Origin of the sequence: Taibaiella helva (genome assembly GCF_003545695.1) — a bacterium.
GTDB classification, from domain to species: Bacteria; Bacteroidota; Bacteroidia; order Chitinophagales; family Chitinophagaceae; genus Taibaiella; species Taibaiella helva.
This window is the reverse complement of record NZ_QUZZ01000003.1, coordinates 487,743-511,674: the sequence shown is the minus strand read 5'-3', so window position 1 is coordinate 511,674 and position 23,932 is coordinate 487,743. Positions and strand designations below refer to the sequence as shown.

The 23,932-nt window shown below is 52.1% G+C and carries 23 protein-coding genes; 15 read left to right on the top strand and 8 right to left on the bottom strand.

The genetic code is table 11. The features are described from left to right. Positions 1-18 precede the first annotated feature (18 nt). Complete coding sequence (locus DZC79_RS07485) at positions 19-1,275, bottom strand: cation:proton antiporter (protein ID WP_118950927.1); 1,257 nt, start codon at positions 1,273-1,275, stop codon at positions 19-21. A 67-nt stretch (positions 1,276-1,342) separates the two neighbouring features. Between DZC79_RS07485 and DZC79_RS07480 the strand changes: the two genes are divergently transcribed. From DZC79_RS07480 to DZC79_RS07435, 10 genes are all read left to right on the top strand, one after another. Next, positions 1,343-2,143, top strand: a complete 801-nt coding sequence (locus tag DZC79_RS07480) for an ABC transporter ATP-binding protein (protein WP_118950926.1) — start codon at positions 1,343-1,345, stop codon at positions 2,141-2,143. Then, a complete protein-coding gene (locus DZC79_RS07475) occupies positions 2,143-3,789 on the top strand; it encodes a hypothetical protein (RefSeq protein WP_118950925.1) in 1,647 nt (548 codons plus the stop codon). Before DZC79_RS07480 ends, DZC79_RS07475 begins: the two co-directional genes overlap by 1 nt. A 124-nt stretch (positions 3,790-3,913) precedes the next feature. Next, positions 3,914-4,258, top strand: coding sequence for an aspartate 1-decarboxylase (gene panD, locus DZC79_RS07470; protein ID WP_118950924.1), 345 nt, complete (start codon positions 3,914-3,916; stop codon positions 4,256-4,258). A 112-nt stretch (positions 4,259-4,370) separates the two neighbouring features. Next, positions 4,371-5,393, top strand: coding sequence for a lysylphosphatidylglycerol synthase transmembrane domain-containing protein (locus tag DZC79_RS07465; protein WP_118950923.1), 1,023 nt, complete (start codon positions 4,371-4,373; stop codon positions 5,391-5,393). Beyond that, positions 5,359-5,853: a D-glycero-beta-D-manno-heptose 1-phosphate adenylyltransferase gene (gene rfaE2, locus DZC79_RS07460; protein ID WP_118950922.1), complete on the top strand. Its 495-nt coding sequence runs from the start codon at positions 5,359-5,361 to the stop codon at positions 5,851-5,853. The genes DZC79_RS07465 and rfaE2 overlap by 35 nt, the downstream gene beginning before the upstream one ends. 56 nt (positions 5,854-5,909) lie before the next feature. Further along, on the top strand, positions 5,910-6,410 hold the full coding sequence (gene paaD / locus DZC79_RS07455; RefSeq protein ID WP_118950921.1) for a 1,2-phenylacetyl-CoA epoxidase subunit PaaD: 501 nt from the start codon (positions 5,910-5,912) through the stop codon (positions 6,408-6,410). 124 nt (positions 6,411-6,534) lie between these two features. Further along, positions 6,535-7,677 carry a T9SS type A sorting domain-containing protein gene (locus DZC79_RS07450; protein ID WP_118950920.1) on the top strand — a complete coding sequence of 381 codons (1,143 nt, stop codon included), beginning with the start codon at positions 6,535-6,537 and terminating at the stop codon, positions 7,675-7,677. A 198-nt stretch (positions 7,678-7,875) separates the two neighbouring features. After that, positions 7,876-8,376, top strand: a complete 501-nt coding sequence (locus DZC79_RS07445) for a DinB family protein (protein ID WP_118950919.1) — start codon at positions 7,876-7,878, stop codon at positions 8,374-8,376. Between the two features lies 1 nt (position 8,377). Then, positions 8,378-8,677, top strand: coding sequence for an RNA polymerase alpha subunit C-terminal domain-containing protein (locus DZC79_RS07440; RefSeq protein WP_118950918.1), 300 nt, complete (start codon positions 8,378-8,380; stop codon positions 8,675-8,677). A 57-nt stretch (positions 8,678-8,734) separates the two neighbouring features. Continuing rightward, positions 8,735-9,121 (top strand): VOC family protein, encoded by a 387-nt coding sequence (locus DZC79_RS07435; protein ID WP_118950917.1) that lies wholly within the window; start codon positions 8,735-8,737, stop codon positions 9,119-9,121. 142 nt (positions 9,122-9,263) lie between these two features. Here DZC79_RS07435 and DZC79_RS07430 read toward each other — a convergent pair whose 3' ends face one another. From DZC79_RS07430 to DZC79_RS07410, 5 genes are all read right to left on the bottom strand, one after another. Then, a complete protein-coding gene (locus tag DZC79_RS07430; RefSeq protein ID WP_118950916.1) occupies positions 9,264-10,724 on the bottom strand; it encodes an aldehyde dehydrogenase in 1,461 nt (486 codons plus the stop codon). A gap of 616 nt (positions 10,725-11,340) precedes the next feature. Beyond that, positions 11,341-11,985 (bottom strand): response regulator, encoded by a 645-nt coding sequence (locus DZC79_RS07425; RefSeq protein WP_198666812.1) that lies wholly within the window; start codon positions 11,983-11,985, stop codon positions 11,341-11,343. A gap of 4 nt (positions 11,986-11,989) precedes the next feature. Further along, positions 11,990-13,891, bottom strand: a complete 1,902-nt coding sequence (locus DZC79_RS07420; RefSeq protein WP_118950914.1) for a tetratricopeptide repeat-containing sensor histidine kinase — start codon at positions 13,889-13,891, stop codon at positions 11,990-11,992. A gap of 195 nt (positions 13,892-14,086) precedes the next feature. Beyond that, positions 14,087-16,525 carry an outer membrane beta-barrel protein gene (locus DZC79_RS07415; protein WP_118950913.1) on the bottom strand — a complete coding sequence of 813 codons (2,439 nt, stop codon included), beginning with the start codon at positions 16,523-16,525 and terminating at the stop codon, positions 14,087-14,089. Between the two features lie 178 nt (positions 16,526-16,703). After that, positions 16,704-17,360: a CoA transferase subunit B gene (locus tag DZC79_RS07410; RefSeq protein WP_118950912.1), complete on the bottom strand. Its 657-nt coding sequence runs from the start codon at positions 17,358-17,360 to the stop codon at positions 16,704-16,706. A gap of 177 nt (positions 17,361-17,537) precedes the next feature. Between DZC79_RS07410 and DZC79_RS07405 the strand changes: the two genes are divergently transcribed. From DZC79_RS07405 to DZC79_RS07390, 4 genes are all read left to right on the top strand, one after another. Continuing rightward, positions 17,538-18,668, top strand: coding sequence for a Re/Si-specific NAD(P)(+) transhydrogenase subunit alpha (locus tag DZC79_RS07405; protein ID WP_232831784.1), 1,131 nt, complete (start codon positions 17,538-17,540; stop codon positions 18,666-18,668). A gap of 53 nt (positions 18,669-18,721) precedes the next feature. Further along, complete coding sequence (locus tag DZC79_RS07400; protein WP_118950911.1) at positions 18,722-19,045, top strand: NAD(P) transhydrogenase subunit alpha; 324 nt, start codon at positions 18,722-18,724, stop codon at positions 19,043-19,045. Positions 19,046-19,228: 183 nt separating this feature from the next. Further along, entirely contained in the window at positions 19,229-19,474 is a 246-nt protein-coding gene (locus tag DZC79_RS07395) for a four helix bundle protein (RefSeq protein WP_198666817.1), read from the top strand. 125 nt (positions 19,475-19,599) lie between these two features. Next, positions 19,600-21,006, top strand: a complete 1,407-nt coding sequence (locus DZC79_RS07390; protein WP_118950910.1) for an NAD(P)(+) transhydrogenase (Re/Si-specific) subunit beta — start codon at positions 19,600-19,602, stop codon at positions 21,004-21,006. 49 nt (positions 21,007-21,055) lie between these two features. Here DZC79_RS07390 and DZC79_RS07385 read toward each other — a convergent pair whose 3' ends face one another. Continuing rightward, positions 21,056-21,748 (bottom strand): response regulator transcription factor, encoded by a 693-nt coding sequence (locus tag DZC79_RS07385; RefSeq protein WP_118950909.1) that lies wholly within the window; start codon positions 21,746-21,748, stop codon positions 21,056-21,058. A gap of 4 nt (positions 21,749-21,752) precedes the next feature. Further along, the gene (locus tag DZC79_RS07380) at positions 21,753-23,174 is read right to left on the bottom strand and encodes a sensor histidine kinase (RefSeq protein ID WP_118950908.1); all 1,422 of its coding nucleotides are present in this window, start codon (positions 23,172-23,174) and stop codon (positions 21,753-21,755) included. Positions 23,175-23,496: 322 nt separating this feature from the next. Between DZC79_RS07380 and DZC79_RS07375 the strand changes: the two genes are divergently transcribed. Further along, positions 23,497-23,886 carry a hypothetical protein gene (locus tag DZC79_RS07375; RefSeq protein ID WP_157976991.1) on the top strand — a complete coding sequence of 130 codons (390 nt, stop codon included), beginning with the start codon at positions 23,497-23,499 and terminating at the stop codon, positions 23,884-23,886. Positions 23,887-23,932 lie beyond the last annotated feature (46 nt).

Here is a 23,932-nt window from a genome sequence, read left to right as displayed (position 1 = left end):
AATCATTCCCTCAACGGATCAGGTGTCTACACTCCTGCGCAGCTCACGGGTGGAAGTAAGCCTGCTGATCGTAAGACCCTGGACGAGGATAGAAAACAGTACGATAAAATAGGTGATCGCCAGGAAGAGGTTCTTGTTCAGACCATCATCGATCGACAGCGCCAGGGCTATAGATACCCCGCCCCGCAAGCCGCCCCATACGAGGATAGTGATGGTCTTTCGGTCAAATTTATTGCTTCGGAAAGGAATGATCTTGGAAGGGATCCATATAGAAAAGAAACGTGCTGCCAGCACAATGCCGATGCAAAGCATACCGATCTTCCAGTACAGAGTCAGATCGGGAATGACCAGCAACTCGAAGCCGATAATAAGGAACAGCAGGGCGTTCAGTATTTCATCGATCAGCTCCCAGAACTTATCCAGGTAATCTTTCGACACTTCGCTCATGGCTTTGGTACGACCATAGTTGCCCACTACCAGGCCTGCCGCCACCATAGCCAGCGGACCCGACATGTGCAGGCTGTGTACGATAAGATAACCGCCCATAACAATGGCCAGGGTAATAAGCACATCGACTTTATAATTGTCGATCCGCTTCATCATGCGCGAGCCCAGGAAGCCCAGCAGCAAACCGATAGCCAGCCCGCCCAGGGCCTCCTTGGCCAATAGCAGCGATACGCTGCCGAAAGACAGGTCCACCTCTTTACCTTGCGCCACCTGCAGCAAGGTAACAAATACCACGACAGCTACACCATCGTTGAACAGGGATTCGCCGGCCACTTTCGTCTCCAGCGATTTGGGCACACCGGCCTGCTTCAGGATGCCCAGCACAGCCACAGGATCGGTAGGCGAAATAAGCGCGCCGAAGACGAGACACTGGATCATCGGCACATCGAAACCCAGCCAATGCAAAGCGTAATAGCTCAGTATGCCGACAAAGAAGGTAGAGATGATCACGCTTACTGTAGAGAAGACCACAACGGGTATGCGTTGTTCTTTCAGGTCGCTCATATTGATGTGGATAGCGCCGGCAAAAAGCAGGAAGTTGAGCATAGCGCCCATCAGGATATCGGCGAAATCAAAATCGTTAAGCAGGCGGGACAGCCGGTCGAAGGTATGCGGGAAAATATTATTGGTAGCGAAAAGGCCTATAGACACCATTAAAGCAATAAGCATAATGCCGATAGTAGCGGGCAGCTTCAGGAAGCGGGCGTTGATATAGGCGAAAATTGCAGAAAGGACGATGAGGATAGAGAAAGAGTAGTACAGTTCCATAAGTCAAAAAGCCGTTAATAAACAATGCGATCCGGCCGAAGATACGAAATCTATATCTTTGTTTTCTATGAGCGAAACAGCGGCCGTACCGGCCATCGAGATCATCAATGTCTCCAAAAGCTACGACAGGCCTGTATTACACAATATCAACCTGACGATCCCGCAAGGGCAGGTCATCGGTTATATCGGCGCCAACGGCGCCGGGAAATCCACTACTGTAAAGATTCTTACCGGCCTTATCACCGAATACCTGGGACAAGTCAACATTATGGGCAAAGACTTCCGGCAGCATATGCAGGAGCAGAAAGCCCTGATCGGCTACATCCCGGAAAACGCTATGCTGTACGAGATGCTGACGCCGATGGAATACCTTCACTTCATCGGCGGCTTGTACAATATGGACGAAGCGGTAGTCGAAGAACGTGGTCACCGCATGCTGGATATGTTCGGCCTTACGGAAGCGCTGCACCAGCGCATGGATGGCTTTTCCAAAGGCATGAAGCAAAAGGTCCTCATCACTTCGGCCTTACTGCACGACCCTCAGATCGTGCTGATGGACGAACCGCTTTCAGGGCTGGATGCCAATGCAGTCATCCTGCTGAAAGAGATCATCGGCGGTTTGAAGAAAGCCGGGAAGACTATCCTTTACTGCTCGCATATTATGGATGTGGTCGAAAAAGTATCCGACCGGATCGTGCTTATCCGCGACGGCCGCATTATGGCCAACGGTACCATGAGCGAGCTGCGGGCGCAGGCAGGTACTGAAAGCCTGGAAGATATTTTCGCGCTGCTCACCGGACGCGACCGCAGCCACGATCATGGCGGCGATTTTATTTCGATCTTTAACCGGGAAGGAGGAGCAGTATAATGGACCGGATATTTTTAGCGCTGGTAAAGCTGCTTAGCCCTTTCTGGACGTTGTCCGGCGCCGACAGCCGCCAGCTCCTGCTCATCCTGAAGCTAAAGACAACGCTCTCCAACAGGGAGCCTATATCCTGGCGGGCGGGCGGCAGTAAAAAGCAATACAATCTTCATCCTGTGCTGCGATCTTTGCTGCACATGCTGCTCCCTGCGCTGCTGGGCCTTACCTATGTACCCTTGCTGCTGATCATCCCCGACAAGGAGATCGGCCTGCTGCTGGTCACCTTTTCCTATTTCCTGTTCGCGGCGCTGATGCTGGTGATGACTTTCTCCAGCCAGCTTACCGACACCAGCGACAACAGCATTCTGCTGCCCCGGCCGGTCAACAGCAGAACGATGATCCTGTACCGCCTGCTGTTTATGGGCTACAAATTCCTGACCAGCGCCATTCCCTTATCCTTTGCAATGATTATCGCGCTGAGCATCAGGGATGGCTGGCTCCGTGGCCTGCATTACCTGGCGCTGCTGCTGCCGGGGCTTACGATCCTGTTTGCAGCGGTACAATTGCTGCTGATCTTGGTGCTGCGCTTCGTTTCAGGGCAGCGGTTCAAGAAGATAGTTTACTGGCTGCAAGCCATTTTCATCGGCTGGATCTACCTCAGCATGCAGCATTCCTTTATGGATAAGCTGGAAAGCGCGAACCTCTCGGTGGTGCTCCGGTATTCGCGCCTGCTCTCCTGGATGCCCCAGTACTGGATCACTGAAGCCTGGATGCATAAAGCAACCTGGCGGATGCACCTTGCACTATGGGGGAGCCCGGTCATAAGCCTGCTGTTCATTGTGCGGGTATTGGCGCCTAAATTTTCGGAACGCCTGAGCGAGATGGGATCTGGCTTTGAAACGGCAGCGAAAGGTCGGACCAGGGAAGCCCGCAGCACAAGAGCAAAGCAGAAGCATTACCTGCTGCTCAGGCACCCCGCCGCTCAAGCGGGCTTCCTGTTCGCACGCAGGTTCGCCAGCCGCACTACCGAGTACAAAATGATGGTGCTTCCCGCTTATGCCTATGTCATTTTCACCGCCTTTCCCCTGCTGTCGGATATCTGGAAAGTGATCAGTACCGGCGAAGGCAGCATCAAGGCCGCCAAATGTCTCCTTCCGGTGTATATGCTGATGTACCCGGTTACCGCAGCGCTGATGAGCATCAAAGCATCGGCGCAGTATAAAGCAGCCTGGGTTTATGAAACCGCACCGGGATCGTTCAGGGGACATGTACGGCTGGGTACCGGCTGGGCATTGTTCACCCGGTATTATTTCCCGGCCTTCCTGGCCTGGTCGGTTGTCCTGCTCATCGCTACCAGGGGCGCGCTGTGGAGCAATCTTATCCTTATGGCCTGCAATTGCATCGCCGTTTATTTTGTACAGGTGCTGGTGCTCTTTAAAGAGATGCCGGCTTCTGTATCGGCCGAAAGCCTGAAAGAAGAAAAAAGCCAACGTTTCTTTACGACCATTCTTGTGCTGGCGCTGACGGCGCTCGTGGGCGTCCTGCATGCCTTCCTGCTGCTGCCGCTGTACTGGTGGGTGCACCTGCTGGTTGCGTCCTTGAGCCTTATCGCGGCCTGGCTGCTGTGGGACAAAATTGCCAGAACGCAATAAAATTCATAACAGGTACGCATTCAAAAGCTTGCTATAAAAGATAAACATCGTCAATAGTTTTATAACTGCCCCTGAAGGGGCATGTTATATATTCTTTGTAGCTTTGCGGCGCAAAACTGAGCATATGCAAATACAGGTAATGAAGTCGAAGTTGCACCGGGTGGTGGTGACAGAAGCCGATCTGAACTATATCGGCAGCGTGACCATTGATGAAGACCTGATGGATGCCGCCAACTTTATCGAGCATGAAAAGGTACAGATCGTAAACCTCAATAACGGCGAACGGCTGGAAACTTATATCATCAAAGGTATAAGGGGTAGCGGCAAGATATGCCTGAACGGACCGGCAGCCCGGAAAGTGAGCCCCGGCGACCTGGTGATCATCATTTCCTATGCGCTGATGGACTTTGAAGAAGCCAGGTCTTTCAAGCCTACGGTGATCTTTCCCAAGGAAGGTAACAAATTGTAATCTTGATTTTTCTCAGTGGAAATCAGAAATTGAAAATTTATTTTTGATTTTTGGTTTCCATCTTTTATTACGGCCAACCGGTACCTTTACGCCTAATCCCTGTTAAACAACAATGACCAAAAAGACTATATCCACGATACTGCAGCTGATCATTTTCCTGGGACTGGGTATCGGATTGATCGCCTGGCGCTATAACGCGATGAACGACGTGGAGAAGGAGGCGATGTTTGCCGCCTTTCGCCATGTACGCTGGTGGTACGCGCTGCCCATCTTTACCATCGGCTTCCTGTCGCATTTTTTCCGGGCGCTCCGATGGAAGCTTATCCTGCAGCCGCTTGACATTTACCCTTCCACTGCCAATACTACCTTCTCGGTGCTGATCGGCTACCTGGCCAACACGCTGGTTCCCCGCCTCGGAGAGGTCGCCAAATGCACGGTGTTGGCCAAGTATGAGAAGGTGCCGGCCGATAAGCTGGTGGGTACCATTATTGCGGAGCGGGCCTTCGATATGGTATGCCTCCTGGCTATTGTGTTCCTTACCCTGGGCCTGCAATATGATGTGATCTACCCGATCGCCCGCGATCTTTACCTGAAATTATTCACCGATGCCGGCGGCCAATTCATATGGGCCAGGATACTGATCGCGCTCGGCGTTGTACTGGCGGGTATCGCAGCCATCGTGCTCCTTTACCGGAAGATCAAAAATTCTAAAGTAGGACACATTATCAAGGGTATTGGCGAAGGGCTCAAAGCTATCGCCTTAGTGAGAAAGAAAGGCCTGTTTCTGCTGTACACCCTGCTCATCTGGACCTGTTATACCGGCGCCATTATTGTCGGCTACCAGGCCCTGCCCGAAACCGAACACCTGCCGGCATTATCCGGGCTGGCGGTGATCTCTTTCGGCAGCGTGGGCATGATCGCGACTCCGGGCGGTATAGGCGCCTACCCGGTCATTGTTGCACAGGTGCTTATTCTATATGGCCTCAGCGAAGGCGTGGGTCTGGCCTACGGCTGGGTCAGCTGGGCGGCGCAAACCGCCATTGTGCTGGTGCTGGGCCTCTTCGCTTTAATCGCGCTACCTTTATACAATCGTAAACAACATGAAGCTTACCAAGAAGGAATCCGTACAAGCTAAGATCGTGAACCGGGAAGCCCTTGCGCATCTTTGTGCCGGCTGGCGGATAAAAGGTTATAAGATCGTGTTCACCAACGGCTGCTTCGATGTGCTGCACCAGGGCCATGTACAGCTGCTGCTGGCTGCTGCGGAAGAAGGCAGCAAGCTGGTGCTGGGGCTCAATACCGATGCGTCGGTAAAGAAGCTCAAAGGCGAAGGCCGCCCCGTCAATGACGAACATTCAAGGGCATTGGTGATAGCGGCGCAGCTGTTTGTAGATGCCGTTTGCCTCTTCGACGAAGACACCCCACTTGAGCTGATCCGGACGATCCGTCCCGACGTGATCGTAAAAGGAGGCGATTATACACCTGAAACCGTAGTAGGCAATGATTTTGTAAGCAGCTACGGAGGCCGTACGGTGATCGTACCTACGCTGGAAGGCTTTTCCACCACCGCCATCATCGACAGGATGAAGCAATAAGCAGATCGGCTATTTCAATGTGACCATAGCGGCATTAGCCTTAAATTTGTAAGCGCATGACTACCGAAAAGCTATCCATCCCGCAACTTTATGCCTGGCTGTCCGAGATCTCCGATCCCGAAATACCGGCTGTGTCCATTATAGACCTGGGTATTGTGCGCGACGTGATCCTGGTAGACGACGGCCGCGAAGTATCGGTAACCATCACCCCCACCTATAGCGGCTGTCCGGCTATGGATATCATCAGCATGCAGATCCGGATGGCTCTGATGGGACGAGGTATTCCTAAGGTAAATATCGAGCTTCAGCTGGCCCCGGCCTGGACCACGGACTGGATCACAGAAGAGGGCAAGGCCAAAATGAAAGCTTATGGCATTGCTCCCCCCATACGTCGCGCACAGCAGGCGCTGGATCTTTTTGAAGAAGAAGAGATCGAATGCCCCCGCTGCCACTCGCTTCATACGGAGATGATCAGCCAGTTCGGTGCAACGAGCTGTAAATCGATGTACCGCTGCCTCGACTGCAAAGAGCCCTTCGAGCATTTCAAATGTCATTAGTTTTCCGGACATTTTTCCATTTTTTTGAGAAATCCTGCGATAACAGCCCCTTTACGGGAAATTAATATGCAGTGTTTTGCAATTTATTTTTCCTTTATTACGTTTGTGGTCCAAATAATGTTCTATGCGTCCGCGCCGTTGGCTGCTTACCCTTTTCGCCCTTTCCCTGCTCTTCCCTGTTTTTGCTCAAAATAAAGTCGCTATTTATGTGGTCGCGCATCCCGACGACTGGCAGCTGTTCATGGGTAATGACGCCTATACCGATATCCAGGATACCAGCAACCGGGTGATTTTTATACTGACCACATCCGGTGATGCTACGGGCAACCGGCCCGGGCCCAACCTCCGTTTTGCGCGTTCCAGGGAAAGAGGCGTGCTCAATTCGGTCCGCTTCAGCGCAGATATGAAAACCGTAGTGGACTCAGCTTGCAAGACACGCCATGTCGCCATCAACGGCCATGAGCTGCTCTGCTATCCTTATAAGCATGTACGCACTTATTTCCTGCGGCTGCCCGACGGCTGCTTCAGCTCGGGCTATAGGGGACAAAGCCTGGAATACCTGCATGACGGCCGCATCGACCGTATTACTGCACTTGACAGCTCCACCACTTACGAGGGATGGAAAGACCTGGTGCAAACCATAAGGGCCATTATGCAGAAAGAAACCACCGGCTACACCAATGTGACCCTGAACTACCAGGATCATGATAGGCAGGTAAACACAGCCGATCATCCCGATCATCTCTTCAGCGGCCTGGCCGCGGCACAGGCGGGCTCGGCACTTGCCGTGCTGCAGCATACCGGTTATCAGGATTATTGCATTGCTGACAAGCCGGCCAACATCAGCGCCGAAGAGGTGGCCTTCAAAGCCGGTGTATTTGCCCTGGCTGACTTCGGCATTACCGAGCAGGGCGATGGCAGCTCCTTTAACCGGTCGCATCTTGCCTTCCTTACCCGTACCTATTCCCGCAAATTACCGCTTGTCGATTCTGCCGGGAATCCCCATTTCAGTTCCCATATTACGGTATATCCCAACCCCGCTGCAGGCAGCTCGGTACAGGTGAGCTATACGCTCAGTGCCGCAAAAATGGTGCAGCTGGCATTGACGACTGTGAACGGCACAACCGTCTGGCAGTCCGGGAATATTCCATCGATCAACGGCAATAACGAATATACGGTGCCACTCAACGGCATCGCCCCGGGCGTTTACTTCCTGTCGCTCCTCACCGCCTCCGGTGCAGAACAGGTGAAGCTGATCCGGCTCTGATGCGGTTTTAATGATTTTACCACAACAATCGGGAGCTGCTCCTGTTTTCCAGGGCAGCCGCTTCTTTATTGTCGCAAGCGCCCCCTTATTTTGTCAGGTTACCACGCTATTTTACCAGACAGAACGAAGCACCTTTGTATCGTAAACATAGGGTGCGCGACACGGCCGCTCATTATTCATTCTTTAAACAGCAACAAAATGGAAGCGCTACTGCAGCAATCGATCAGGAAAACGTTCAATGAGCTTACCGGCATGCTGGACAGCCTCAGCCAGGATCAGATCGACCGTAAGCCCGCACAGGGCTGGTCGGCCGGCCAGGCAGCCGAGCACATCATCAAAGCCTCTTCAGGCATGACGGGCTTGTTCCGCGGCCCTGCGGAGCCGGCACAGCGCCCGCCCGACGCACAGATCCAGCCCCTGCGCGAGCTTTTCCTGGACCGCAGCATTAAGATGCAATCGCCCGACTTTATCCTGCCTACCGAAGAGGCGCATCCCAAGACAGAAATGCTCGGCACCCTGAGAGGCATCAGTACAGAGCTTGAAGGCCTGGCAGACACGATGGATCTCGACCTGGTCTGCAGCGCGTCGGAATTCCCTGGTTTCGGTACCCTTAGCCGCAGGGAGTGGCTGAACTTCGTGCTCTTCCATACCCAGCGGCATACAGAGCAGATCAGGGATATCATTAACCAACAGGCCTGACATGAGCCCGCAGCAAGGAACGAAGCGTGTTTGCCCGCAGGGACACGTTTACTACAAAAGCAGCGACTGCCCTACCTGCCCTCTATGCGAGCAGCTACGCAAGCCTGAAAACGGCTTCCTGGCTTTCCTGAGCGCACCGGCACGACGGGCCCTGGAGCATGCCGGTATCAACACTCCGGAAAAGCTTGCGACCTATACACAAAAGGAGATCCTGAAGCTGCACGGCATGGGCCCGGCCAGCATACCTGCGCTGAAGAAAGCATTACAGGAAGCCGGACTGGATTTTAAAGCAGCGGAATAACCTGCCAGGAATAATGCCTGTAGCATTGGCTAATCAAAAATTTAAAACGCAAACATTATGACACCAAAAATGATATGGGCCAACCTGACCGTAAGCGACCTGGAGCGAACTAGCCGGTTTTATACAGAGCTCGGGTTTAAATCCAACGGCGCCTCTAAAGAGCTGACCAGCTTTTTCTTCGCCGAAAATAATTTCATCATTCACTTTTTCCTGAAAGAAGTGCTCCAGGCCAATATGAAGATCGACATCGCCGACGCGCAGAAAGCAAGCGAAGTGATGTTCTCCCTTTCCGCTGAAAGCCGGGACGAAGCGGATGGCTGGGCGAAAGCTGTAGAAAGTGCCGGCGGCCAGATCATCGCCCCGCCGGAAGCTTTCGGGGAAAACTATTATGGCTTCACCTTTGCCGATCCGGACGGCCATAAATTCAATGTCCTGTGCAGGTGAGGTCCTGCAGCGGATAGCCAAGAATCCCTTTACGCTTGTGCATAAACGACCGGCATGCTGTCCGGCAAAGTGTGACATCCTGAAAGATACAAAATGCTCCGGCGCGATCGCGCCGGAGCATTTATAATTTAACACGGTAACCTTAAAGCTCGATACAAACATTCTTGGGCTCGGTAAAGAAGCGCAGCGCTTCCCAGCCGCCTTCACGCCCTACACCGCTGTTCTTAAAACCACCGAAAGGTGTACGCAGATCGCGCAGGAGCCAGCAGTTTACCCATATAATACCGCTGTGCACCATGGCAGCCATGCGATGAGCGCGGGTTACGTTTTCCGTCCAGATGGTTGCCGCAAGGCCATAATCGCTGGCATTGGCCAGGCGCAACGCCTCTTCTTCCGTTTTAAAGGTCTGGAGGCTCACTACCGGGCCAAAGATCTCTTCCATATTGGTCCTGCTGTCAGGACCAATACCTTCGATAACGGTCGGCTCAATAAAATATCCGTTGGCACAGCGCCCTTCGGGATGAACGGTATTGCCGCCCAGCAATATCGTTCCGCCTTCCTGCCGTGCCAGCGCTATGCAGCCCAGCACTTTGTCGTAATGCAGCTTGCTGACCACGGCGCCCTGCTTCGATTCCGGGTTAAGCGGATCTGCGGGACGCAGCGCCTTTACCTTTTCGATAAATTCCGCTTTGAATTTTTCATAAATGCTTTCCTCCACCAGGATACGGCTACCGCAAAGGCATATCTGGCCCTGGTTGGCGAAGGAAGATTGCAGGGTGGTCCGCATCATCTTATCCCAGTCGCAATCGGCAAAGATGATATTGGGATTCTTGCCGCCCAGCTCCAGCGAGAGCTTCTTGAACATAGGCGCTGCGGTAGCGGCAATGTCTTTACCCGCGCGGGTGCTTCCGGTAAAAGAGATCGCTTTGATATCCGGGTGGGCGACAATGGCCGATCCGCAGCGGGGACCACCACCATGTACTATGTTGAGCACGCCCGCGGGCAGGCCGGCCTGCTGCGCGATCTCGCAAAGCAGGTAAGCTGTCATGGGTGTTACTTCCGAGGGCTTGGCGACAACGCAGTTACCCGCAGCCAGCGCCGGCGCTATTTTCCAGGTAAATAAGTATAAAGGAAGATTCCAGGGAGAGATGCATCCGACCACACCGATAGGATTGCGCAAAGTATAGTTGATCGCTTTGCCCTGCATGCTGTGACTTTCAGAAGCAAAATGCATCAGTCCTGTAGCGAAGAAGCGAAAATTGTCAGAAGCCCGGGGAATATCCACTTTTTTACTTAGCCAGAGCGGCTTGCCGTTATCGTTGGTTTCAGCAAGAGCAAAATCTTCAAGATTTTCTTCGATCAGCTCGGCAATGCGGTTCAGTATTTTAAAGCGGAATTCGGGCGTAGAAGTGCTCCAGGCGGGAAAGGCCTTTTGCGCAGCATCGACGGCTAATTGTACGTCTTCTTCATCGCTGTCGGGTGTTTGGCTGTAGACCTCGCCGGTAGCGGGGTTGACGTTGTCCATGAACTGCCCTTTTTCAGGATCGCAAAATTCGCCGCCGATATAGTTCAGTATCTGCTTGGGTGCTGCTATTTTCATCATACAAAGATAAAATACAAAAGGGAGGAAACACCATCCCTTTTGCATTTGTCTTCAGGGCAGGGCATATAGGGGCCGCTGTGCCACAACAGCAGCCGGCAACGGGGAAAACCGGGCTGGCCGTCAGTTCAGTGCTGGCTTGGAGAAATGAGGTGTATTGAAAAACAAGCAGGAACGGACCGGCGCGTTGGCCGCGTCGTACGGGTGCAGTGAGTGCGGCACTGCCCCGGCTGTCCAACGAATTCAGGCTATGGTGCATCCAAGTCTGGCCGGTTCCGTCAGCTGCGGTTTTCTGTTTATGGTTTAGCAGGCAGGCGGCGGTGTCAGCAATGACGCCTCTGCCGGTAACGCGTTTCAGGATCGGACAAGGCCGGCAGATCAGCGGAATGCTGCCGCAGGCAGTTGCCGTACCGGGATTCAGTCAATTGGTCGTGTTGGAAGGGATCGGCTACCGGCATCAAAACGGTAGTATTCCGTTGTATTTCTCGTTTCATGTTGCAGGTATGGGGTTTAATAAGGTAATACAAAGTTGATAAGAAAGACAATGTAGCGCAATAGGGATTCCTGCTTTAATCTATGGGTATATATACCTATTCCGGGCTGTTTTTCCTGCCCGGCCTCATTCGATCCCGTTCCTGATGGCAAACTTCACCAGTCCGATGGTTGATTTACAGTTTGTCTTTTCCAGCAGATGCGCCCTGTGATTGTCCACAGTCTTCTTGCTGATGAACAATTGCGCGGCGATCTCCTCGCTGGTATACTCCCTGACGATAAGCGACAATATTTCCCGCTCCCGCTGCGACAGCATCGCCAGCGCTTCCTCCTGCAGCTTTTCCTTTTGGTATTGTCCGTAAATGATCGACAGGATATCCTGGGTAAAGTAGGTACCGCCATCGGAGATACGATGCAGCGCCGTGAGGAGCTCAGTCTTACCAGTATTTTTCAGGATGTAGCCGTCGGCCTCAGCAGCAACCGCTTCTTTCACCACCGACACACTGTTGTACATCGATAAGATCAGCACCTTGATATCGGGATAGCATTGCTTTACTTTACGGCAAAGCGCCACACCCGAAAGCAGGGGCATGCTGATATCGGTGATCAGCAGGCGAAAACGGTCCGGCCCGGCCGATATCGTGGTCCAGGCCTGGCCGCCATCGTTGGCCTCCGCTTCAATACGATACTGAGGTTCGGAGGCCAGCATGCTTTTAAGCCCGTCGATGACCAGCTGATGATCGTCAGCGATCAGTATGGGTATTGTCTCCATTTCATTATGCATAGGGTATCGCGATCGTTACCTGGGTTCCGTTTATTTTTTCCGATTGAACGGTCATTTTCCCGTTCAGCAGCTGCACCCGGGCACAGATGTTCTTCCAGCCCAGGCCGCCTGTGCTATCCAGCATACAGGTGTCGAAGCCGATGCCATCGTCGGCTACAACCAATGTCAGACCGTCCTCCCGCGGTTGCAGCTGTACTTGTATTTGCTTTGCCCTGGCGTGTTTCAGCATATTGGTCAGCAGCTCCTGCACGATCCGGTAAAGGGAAAGGGCGAAGGCTTTTTCCCATTCCTGCCTGCTCATCTCCTCCGGTATATCCAGCTGCACATGGGTATCGCCGGCATCATTGATCTTTCGGCACAGTTCCCCGAGCGCGTTCACAATGCCGAAGTCAAGCTCTTCAGGAATCAGGTTATGCGAGATATGCCTGACCTCCTGTATCGTTCGGTCCACAATAGCCAGGGTATTGGCCGTGGGCTCCTGTTCGCCGGGCGGGGTATGATGATGGATGTTGGACACATTCATCTTGACGACCGATAGCATTTGTCCTATGCTGTCGTGCAGATCACGGGCAATGCGCATACGCTCCTTCTGCTCCGCCTCCAGCATCGACCGGAAACGCTCTTTCTGCTGGTTGGCCTTGCTGCGCTGGAAAAAGATAACACTACCGGCGCTAATGAGCACCATGAAGCCGGCAAGGCTGAACAAGGCTACTTTGGCCCTGTCCTGCTGATGCAATATCACAAGCTTCTGGCGACCGATCTCTCTTTCCTTTTTGTCGGTCTCATAACGGGCCTCCCTATCGGCCAGTTCTTCCTCCAGGTTTTTCCGGTACACGGAGTCCTTTATCGCCATGTGCTCCTGGTAAGTTCTTGCCAGGCTTTTGTAATCTTTTCTGCGGGCATAATTGGCTTCAAAAGCTGTATAGATCATCGGCAGCTTAGCCTGTATGCGATATTGCCGGGCCATAGCCATCGCCTCGCCGGCTGCAGCCAAACCATCCTCCGTGCGGCCCATGCTGGCATAGATATTAGAAAGGATACAGAGATCGGAGAGGAAGTAATAAGGGTCCTTCAGCATTTTCCGCAGCACAATTGTCTGCTTCATCAACGCCGTTGCTTCGGGATAGCGCCCTTCTGCAAGAACGATATTGGCTTTGATCACAAGAGAATTGGCTTCGGAAGTAAAGTCTTCATATTGCCGGGAGAAAGCCAGTGCCTTTTCGATATAGTAATGCGCCGAATCCTTTATCTTCAGGGCGCCATAGCAGGAGCCCAGGTTGCTGTACACCGGGCAGAAATTATTCTCCCGTAGCAAACGTCCCGGCACATCCAGCGCTTTACGGAACCATTTGATCGCTTCTTCGTACTGCACCATTTCCATATATACCCAGCCGATCCCGTTGAGCGCCCTGATCTGCAGGGCCGCGTCATGGCTCTTTTCCGCCAGGCTAAGTACCGTAAAAAAATCATCGAGGGCCAGCTTGTGATCATTCTTGCGCAGATAAATCCCGCCTTGCAGCAGCAGGTAGTACCGTCGCCATTGGGCTATGCTTTTGTCCCGGAGACCGGCTACAGCCTTCAGCCGCTGCGCCACAACCACCTGCGCCGAATCGGTCTTACCCATACGCAGGTAATAATATGCTCTTGCCTGGTCGATGGCCAGGGCGGCTTCCGCAGTAAAAGGAGGAAGCGCAGCAGCCTGAACAATGTAGCGATGCAAACTGTCCAGGTTGAGCGAACGCTGCAGCTGCAGGGCATCCAGCAACAGCTGTTTTTCCCGGGCAGGATCTGCAGCGCTGCAGATCTCCCGGCGTATGCTGTCGATCGCCCTGGTCTGAGAAAAAGCAGCCGCTACCGGCAGGAAAAACAATATGGCGAGCAGGCGTCTTTTCATACGGGCTGCGGCACAGGTTTAATGGCTTCGATATAAAAGTATAAAAACAAAGCGCAATTCAAAATACCCGTTCACGGTGATTCCGGAAGAAGAATCTACCCGAAACAGGAATATCATATACCTGAAAAAAGCCGGTGAGACCACCGGCTGCGGCAAAAGCCGGTATGCGGCTGCTGCCTGGGACTACTACCCTCTTCAGGAATTGCCGCTGGCGGCCCTGTTCTTTTCTTCTTCCGCACCACCACTGCGCTTGCGGATGGGCGAAACCGTATTTTTCCCGAAACGGTAAATGAAAGCAATGTTCGCTACCCGGATTTCCCTTTCCGCCACAAAATCCTCGCGGTACCCGGTATAGGTCGAAGTCGCCCTGGGATAGCCGGTAAAGAAGATATCCTGGATATTCAGCTTTATCGTCGCCCTTTTATCCAGCAAATGTTTTTGTATGCCGGCATTCAGCATCCAGAGCGGCTGTACATCCATGTAACCATATACCTGACGTGCCTGGTAAAACAATCCCAGCTCGGCTGAGCAATCACCCGGCAGCAGGAAGGTATTGCTGGTATTCAGATCGAAGGTGGGACTGCCGTTACGCAAAGGTGTATTGGCTATATTGCCTTCGTACAAAGCATAGTAAATATTGACATTGGTGACATTGCTCCACCAGCGTGTGAACTGGAAAGGATAAGCTCCGCTCAACCCCACAAAGGTCATCCGCTTCAGGTTCTTATTGGTCTGCACCGTAACAGAATCTTTGTTCTCGCTGGGCTGGATCACTTCCGTGATGATCCCTTTATTGACACCGAAGGTAAAGGTGGTTATGAAACGCTGATTAAAGGTATGCGCCAGCTCGACCGAATAAAAGGAAGCAGGTTGCAGATAGGGATAACCTTCACGGTAAGTTGTTTTATCGATGAAGTATTTGAACGGATTCAGCTGCTGGTAATTGGGTCTTTCGATCCTGCGGCTGAAAGTGACACCCAGGTCATGTTTGGGATGGAGATGATACTGCAGCGCTAGGCTGGGAAACAGCTGAACATAGCTGGTATCGTATTGCTGACCGGTGGCGCGCTGCTCCCATTGCGCATTGGTATTTTCCATTCTCAGGCCCAGCTGCATGTTCCATTTGGACCAGTCTTTACCGGCATTGACATAAGCGGCATTGATGTTCTCCTTATACAGGAAATGATTGCTCCTTTTCGTATCGAGCGTATAGTCGCCATCGATCTTTTCGTAGAACATCGGCTTATTATCAGCCTGGGCAAAGCTGGCTTTCAGACCACCTTCCAGCCGCAGCGTCTTATCCAGGGGATGAACATAGTCGGCTTTCAACGACTGTATCCGGGTAACGCCATCCAGGTTGCTTTTCAGGTAATAGTCGGGCTGGTAAACACTACCGTCAGGATTACGGTAAGCAGTTACAAAAAATTGCTTGCTCCTGGTGTCAAAAGCCGCATAGTCGGCATCTATGCTCAATGCTCTTCCGCTGCTGTCGAAGCTGTGACGCAGATTGAGGTTCGCTGCATAGTTATAGTAGAAACTGCTGTGCCGGCCGGCCGTATTAAAATCATACAATACCTTATTGTTGCCGTCAAGTGCCTGCGAAGCATTATCAGCTTTAGGATCGAAGCTATTGCTGCTGAAGCTCAGCGAGGTCCCGATGGTCGTGCGTGGCCCTATACTATAGTCCAGGCCAGTACCGGCAATGTGGTTGCTGAAATTGAACAGCGCATAATTGTCCTGGTTATAACGAAAGAGCTGGCGGCTGTCACCTGCTGTGTCCAGGAATTTCCGGTCCAGCAAAAGGTGGTTGAACCAGTAGCGATAAGCATAGTTATAGTTGGCATATACGTTCAGCTTCTTATTGCGGTAATTAAGGTTAAGCCCTGTCCCGTATTTAGGATACTTGCCCTGTCCGTAGCTCAGTGTGACCATGCCATTCGTGCCCAACCGCTTATCCTTCCGGGTTTTGATATTAATAATTCCTCCGTTTCCGGCGGCATCAAAACGAGCGCCGGGGTTGGCGATGATCTCTATCTTATCCACCGAGCCGGCAGGCATAGCCCTTAGCACCGTCGCCAGGTCGGCGCCCTGCATGGGCGAGGGCTTACCGTCGATCCAGATGGCGACGCCGTTCTTCCCCTTCAGGGAGATGTTATCGTTGTTGTCTACCTTGACACCCGGCGAACGCTGCAGCACGTCCATCACAGAAGAGCCGGCGCTGACAATGCTGCTCTCCACATTAACCACAATCTTATCGGCTTTCACTTCAATGAAGGGCTTCTGTTCCTGTATCGTGACCTCCTGCAGCTGGCCGCTTTGCGCTTCCAGGATAATATCGGGCAGCATAAGGTCTGTACGAAGCGCAATGACTTCCGAAATATACGGGGCAAAGCCAATCGAAGAGGCTTTTAGTATATAAGTATCTTCGGGTACCTCCTCAAGCATGAATTTACCATCGGCATCGGAGAGCGTCGTCCTCAGCAGAACCGTATCCCGGCAGAGCATCAGGGATGCACCGGCTAAGGGCTCCTGCTTGTCATCCATGAGCCGGCCTGAAAGAGAATGGCCGGTCTGCGCCAGGGCGATGCTACCGGAATAGAAACAAAGGAAGGATAACAGTAGCGGTAATTTCATAGGAAAGGTTTAGGGCTTAAAGGTAAGCCCGGCCTTTACCCGAAACCATAACCCCAACCGGGTGAAATGCTTTACCATAGCGCATTTCAGCATCACCCGGAAAGGGTGATTTTTCATTTCCCACATAAAAAGATCCCGGCCTGCAGGCCGGGATCGACTTCTTTTTGCCTTTATATCTTTACAGCTGAACTTCTTTTACCTGGTCGGAGATCACCAGGCGACCGGCCGTTTTGGCTTTGATCTCATCGATCGTAACACCAGGAGCATACTCTGTACAAAGGAAGCCTTCGGGTGTGATCTCAAACACACCCAGGTCGGTCACCACCTTCTTCACGCATTTCAGACCGGTGATGGGCAAAGTACATTCCGGCAGCAGCTTGGAGTTCCCGGCTTTATCGGTGTGCTGCATCGCAACGATGATGTTCTTGGCCGAAGCCACCAGGTCCATAGCGCCGCCCATGCCCTTTACCATCTTGCCCGGCACTTTCCAGTTGGCGATGTCGCCATTGTCCGCTACTTCCATTGCACCCAGCACGGTGATGTCCACCTTGCCGGCACGGATCATGCCGAAGCTTAAGGCGCTATCGAAATAGCTGCCGCCGGTGCGCAGGGTTACGGTTTGCTTGCCGGCATTGATCAGGTCAGCGTCCACTTCCTCTTCCGTCGGGAAAGGACCGATGCCCAGCATGCCATTCTCGCTTTGCAGCTCGATCTCGATATCTTCCGGTACAAAATTGGCGACCAGCGTGGGAATACCGATGCCCAGGTTCACATACATACCATCCTTCAGCTCCCTGGATATCCTTTTTGCAATCTGATTTTTATCTAAAGCCATATGATTTTTTTACAGCGTAATCATTTTTTATGCCGCACAAAGTAAGGGAATTTCCCCCAATTGCATTTCATCGCAACAATTTAATATTGAAAGAAGCAGCTCAAAAAAATTTGCTTTCCCTGTTCAAATGCTTATATTGTGTTTTCAATTGCTCATCACTTAAAATCGTTCCACTTCATGCTGGTAATAGGTGTATTGAAAGAGCCTGAACACGACACGCGCGTATCGCTGGTACCGGATATAGCAGCAGCCTTTATAAAGAACAAGCTTACCGTACTGGTAGAAAAAGGCGCCGGGAGCAGGGCCTTCCACTCCGACCAGCAATATGAACAAGCAGGCGCTGCTGCTGCCGGCAGGGATGAGCTTCTTTCGCGCGCCGATATCCTGCTTTCCATCAATGCTCCCACAGATGAAGAAATCGCTGCGCTGCTCCCCGGCCGTATCGTACTGGGTGTTTACCAACCCCTGTTCCATGCGGATAAGATGAAGCATTGGGCGGGTAAAGCGATCACCACCTTCAGTATGGATACCCTGCCCCGGACCACCAGGGCGCAGGCCATGGATGTATTGAGCTCGCAAGCCAATATTGCCGGCTATAAAGCTGTGCTGCTGGCGGCCAGTGTATACCCGCGCTATTTTCCAATGTTCATGACCGCGGCGGGTAGTATCCCGCCGGCCAAAGTGCTGATACTCGGCGCCGGTGTTGCCGGCCTGCAGGCTATCGCCACGGCGCGCAGGCTCGGCGCGGTAGTGGAAGTATTCGATACCCGGCCTGCGGTAAAAGAAGAGGTGATGAGCCTCGGCGCCAAATTCATTGAAGTGGAAGGTGCGGCCGATGCCAGCAAGGCGGGCGGCTATGCGGTAGAGCAATCGGAAGACTTCCAGCAAAAGCAAAAAGCAAAGATCGCCGAACATGCTGCTAAAGCAGATGTGATCATCACTACCGCGCAAATCCCAGGGAAAAAGGCCCCGGTGCTCATCACCGCAGAAATGATCGCTGCGATGAAAGCCGGCTCGGTCATTATCGACCTGGCAGCAGTTACCGGCGGCAATACGGCTTATACAAAGAACAATGAGACCGTAACCGAGCATGGCGTTACGATCATCGGCAACTCTGCCTTGCACACCACGGCGCCTGCCGACGCCAGCAAATTATACAGCAAGAACATCCAGAATTTCATGAAGCTGATCCTCGACAATGAAGGACAGCTGAACCTGAACTTCCGGGACGACCTGGTACAGGGCTGCTGCATTACCCACGACGGAAAGATCGTGAACGAACGCGTGGCGCAGCTGGTTGCAGGTTAAAATTTATCAAGCCATTATCCTTCTGCCGGAGGTTTTAAAATAGCACATTTGTTATGGAGCAGATCATTGCCTTCTTTACCGAACATTATGACAAGATCACCATCGTGATCCTTTCCATTTTCCTGGGCGTGGAGATCATCGGCCGGGTACCTTCCGTGCTGCATACACCGCTGATGAGCGGCGCCAATGCTATACATGGTGTGGTGGTAATCGGCGCGATCATCATTATGGGGCAGGCCGAAGCCGACAATTACCTCGCGCTGATCCTGGGCTTCCTTGCCGTAGTGCTGGGCACATTGAATGTGGTCGGCGGCTTCGTGGTTACCGACAGGATGCTGGAGATGTTCAAAAAGAAGAAAAGTGCAAATTCGAAATAACAAATTCCAAAATCCAAATTCCAAACTAAGTGTCGGATAACAACCAATACCATATGAGACCAAAAGAGCATTGATTATTGGATCAAACTTCATCTATGTCTTACAACCTGGAACAACGGTGCCTGGATTTTGCTATGGCGGTAAGAGGCTTCTGTCGTAGCCTAAAGAAAGACACTATAAAACCTGATATACATTAAACAGCTAATCCGTTCGTCGTCTTCAATTGGAGCGAACTATATCGAAGCCAATGAAAATCTGGGCAAACAGGATATTAAAATGCACATGCGCATTGCCAGGAAAGAAGCAAAAGAGACCCAGTACTGGCTGCAACTGATCTTTACCGATGATGAGCAGACAAGATTGCGCCTCTACCAGGAAGCAGAAGAATTGAGAAAAATACTTCCCTCGATCATCAATAAGCTGCCGTGAGGCATTATTTTGGATTTTGATTTTTTGTTATTTGGAATTTGATACTTGGAATTTGGATTTTGGAATTTGGTACCTGGAATTTGCTTATTGGAATTTGAACTGTAATAAAACCTTGTATTAAAAATATGAATGCCATCCTTCTGCTTTCCTACCTCATCGGTTCTATTACGTTTATCGTAGGCCTTAAAATGCTGTCGCATCCCGATTCTGCCCGGAAAGGTAACCTGGTAGCGGCTTTCGGCATGACCCTGGCAATCATCGCCACGATCTTCCTCTATGGCAGGGACAGCGGCGCTCCTTTGCACAATTACGGATGGATCTTCGGCGGGCTGGCTATAGGAGCCGTAGTCGGTACGCTAGCAGCAAAGAGGGTAAAGATGACGGCCATGCCCGAAATGGTAAGCCTGTTCAATGGTATGGGCGGCGCCTGCGCTATGCTCATTTCTATTGTCGAGTTCAATCACCTGCTGCATGCCGGTACGGAAAACATTGGGAAAGGTATCCTGCTCATCATTATCCTGGGACTGATCATCGGCACGGTATCCTTTGCCGGCAGCATTATTGCCTGGGGTAAGCTCAACGGCAGCATCAGGGATCGCCGTATCCCCGGCGGGCAAATGCTGAATTTCATTTTGCTGGCCGGTATTGTGGTGCTGGCCGTGCTGTTGTTGGCTGGTAGCGGCATCAACCCTGACGTGCTGTTCTATGCCACGCTGGCGCTGGCGGCTTTATATGGTATTCTTTTCGTGATGCCGATCGGTGGCGCCGATATGCCGGTGGTGATCTCCCTGCTGAATTCCTTTACCGGTGTAGCTGCAGCCTGCGGCGGCTTCCTGTACGACAACCCCGTTATGCTCACCGGCGGTATCCTGGTCGGCTCCGCAGGTACGATACTTACCATTATGATGTGCAAAGCGATGAACCGCTCGCTGAAGAACGTGCTGATCGGCGCGCTGGGAGGCAATAAGACGGCAAGCGCGGGTGGCAGCAAGGAACAAGGCAATTACAAAGAGATTTCCATTAACGACTCGGCAGTACTGATGGCGTATGCCCGTAAGGTGTTCATCATCCCGGGCTATGGCCTGGCGGTCGCCCAGGCGCAGCACGTATGCCACGAGCTGGAAAAGCTGCTGGAAGAAAAGGGTGTAGAGGTCAAATATGGCATTCACCCGGTGGCCGGCCGCATGCCGGGACACATGAATGTGTTGCTGGCCGAGGCCGATGTACCTTATGAAAAGCTGCTGGAAATGGAAGAGGCCAACCAGGAATTTTCCACTACTAATGTAGTGCTGATACTGGGCGCAAACGACGTGGTGAACCCTGCAGCCAAAGAAGACCCTTCAAGTCCTATTTACGGTATGCCTATCCTGGAGGTAGAGCTGGCCGAGCACATTATCGTGAACAAACGCAGCATGAAGCCAGGCTATGCCGGCATTGAGAACGACCTCTTCTTCAAACCCAAAACATCTATGCTGTTCGGCGATGCCAAAAAGGTGCTGCAGGAGCTGGTCAGCGAGCTGAAAAATCTGTAATAGCCTTGCCTGGGATGACAGTAAATTGCAAGGTCATACCAAGCCCGGGCTAAAGGTTTTCCACCACCAGCTTGAAGCCGAAGCCCCGGATATTTACGATCGACAAAGCGGGATCATGCTTGAGGTATTTGCGCAGCTTGGCAATGTACACATCCATGGTACGGCTGTGAAAAAAGCTGTCGTCGCCCCAGAGCTGCAGCAGTATCTCTTTACGGGGCATCAGCGTATTCTTGTAGGCGATGAGCGCATTGAGCAGCTCCGACTCCTTGAAGGAGAGCTTGAACGTCTCCTCTTCAGACCGCAATATCTGGGTCACCGGGCTGAACTGGTATTTACCGATCTGGTGCTGCTCGGACGGAGCCGTATCGGGAACCGGCTGGCTGTTGCGGCGCAGCAGCTCTTTAATGCGCAGCGTCAGCTCTTCCAGGCTGAAGGGTTTTTTCAGATAGTCGTTGCCGCCTACCTCAAAGCCCTTGACCACATCATCAGTTTCCGAGCGGGCTGTCAGGAAGAGCAAAGGAATATCTTTGGTCAGGGATCGTATCATTTCCGCCAGCACAAAGCCGTTGATCGCCGGCATCATGACATCCAGGATGCACAGGTCGGGCTGATTGCTGCAAAACAGGTCGTAGGCCTCCTGCCCGTCCTTCGCCCAGAGCACCTCGAAGGATTTTCTTTCCAGGGCTTCCTTAACCAGCTTGCCCAATACGATTTCATCTTCTGCCAGCAGTATTGTTGCCATATGCTTAATCTTTTTCCGGTAGGGTAATTGTAAAGGTCGTGCCTCTTTTCACTTCGCTGTCCATCACGATATCGCCATGATGCAGCCGGACAATAGCATAGGCGTAGCTGAGACCCAGGCCGTAGCCCTTGATCTCGTGCTGATCGCCGGTAGGTACCCTGAAGAATTTATCGAAGATCCGGTCCTGGTATTGTTCGGGGATACCTTTCCCGTTGTCTTTTACCTGCAGGTACATTTTACCGTTGCGCCGGCCGGCGATGACCTCTATGTTGAGCCGTGGCTTATTCTTGTCGGCATATTTGATCGCATTTTCCAGGAGATTCTGCAGTACGCTGCTCAGCTGCTGCCTGTCCGCGTCAAACTGCAGCGTTTCGGGATATATGGCAATCCGGAAATGTGCCTGGTTAGCCTCGGCAAGGGGTCTTACCGAATGCATCACTGTATCGATCCATTCCCTGACATCGAAGGTCTGGGGATTGATCTTGATCTGCGTCCTTTCGAAAGCCGACATGCGCAGCACTTTATCGATCAGTCCTGACAGGCGTCCCAGCTCATTGCCGGCAATTTGAAAGTATTCGTCCTTCACCTCATCAGAAACGGTAACGGAATGGTCCTGGAGCAACTCCAGCGCTACTGAGATCGAGGCAATAGGCGTTTTGAGCTCATGCGTCATGTTGTTCATGAAATCGGTACGGACCTCGGCTTCCCGTTTTTGCTTATAGAACAAGGCCACCATGTAAGAGAAGGAAAAAGCACAAACCCCGATGAGGCAAAGCGACAGCACCAGCACCACCCACATACCTTTGAGCAAGTAAAAGCCGGCGCCCGGAAAAGCCAGTTGCATACGTCCTTCCAGATCCGGGCCCAGGGTAACAGGAATCGAGCTGTTGAGGTCCGTTTTCAATCCCGCCTTTTCAAAGGATCCTTGCAGCCCGCTGGTGGCGATGATACCACCGTTGCCATCGACAAGGGCCAGCTCGAAGGGCGCATCGAGGCCTATCTGGTGCAGGGTCTGCTCCAGCTGCTCCTTATAGCCGGAAAGCGTATAATGCTGACGTTGGGCACTGTCCACCTTCAAAGCTTTCATCAGGCGCTGCTTGATCTCGGCCCTTCCCGCGATCAGCGTTTCCGGCTGAATATTGCCTACAGAATATTGTTCGATCCCGTTCAGCACAATGGTATCCTTATCGGTCCCTTTAGGATCCAGCTTGTCCAGCATATCGGTCGCCAGCGATTGTACCGAACGGTTGAGATTAGCATTGACTCCTGTTCTGATATGCGTTTGCAGCAAGACGGCACTTGCAGCATTCAGCAGCTTCTCTTCCTGTTCCTGGTAGGCCTTGAACAACCAGAACACCTGCAGCGCAACGATACCGAGCAACGCAATACAGGTGATCCAAACCAGCCGGGTGAGTTTCAAACGCATCTAATACAGTTTTCAACCAAACAAAGATATTTGAATGTCAAGCGCTTTTCTATGCAGTTCGCACTATTTAACACAAATAAACGGTTTTTAACCCGGAATGCTCTGCGATTAAAGCGGACTCGTTGTGTCAACAGCAACAAGTGACCTGTTGCAACGTTTCAGAAAGGCCCGTAATTCCTTGTTTGTTTTTTTGTTTTCCGGACGCCCCTTACAGCTGCTCTATTCCCCCGGCGCCTTTCTTTGCACCGCTCAAAACAGGTTGCTAAAGGCCGGAGCCCTGTACGGTATTGAACAAAAAGACCTTCCGGTTGTTAAAACGGATATGAAAAAGCTATATAGTTTATTTTTCATGATCTTTGCTGCCGTGTATGTTTGCCCGGCGCAGCAGCGGCAGCAAGTAACGCTTACTGCCGAAGATTCGGTACGTAACCTTATAGAAGCCTTGCCAGAAGTAAAAGAAAAAGATCACGTGTATGATTCCCTGACCAACAGAAAGCAAAACATTATCATTAAGATCACCCCACCCGATTCGGCGGTGCCCATGTACCATGTCGAAGCCGGCTACCAGGGCAACAACCGCTTCCAGCCTCATTTTTACTTCTACGTGGACCTTGCCGGCAACATGATCTATATCGAAGATCTGGAGCGCGGAGACCGTACTACCCTCGATGAATGGCGCGCCCGCCGCAACCAGGCAAAGGACAAAAAATAGTTTTCCACGTTATGCACACCTTGTGTAAATCTTCGGTCTGCTTTTT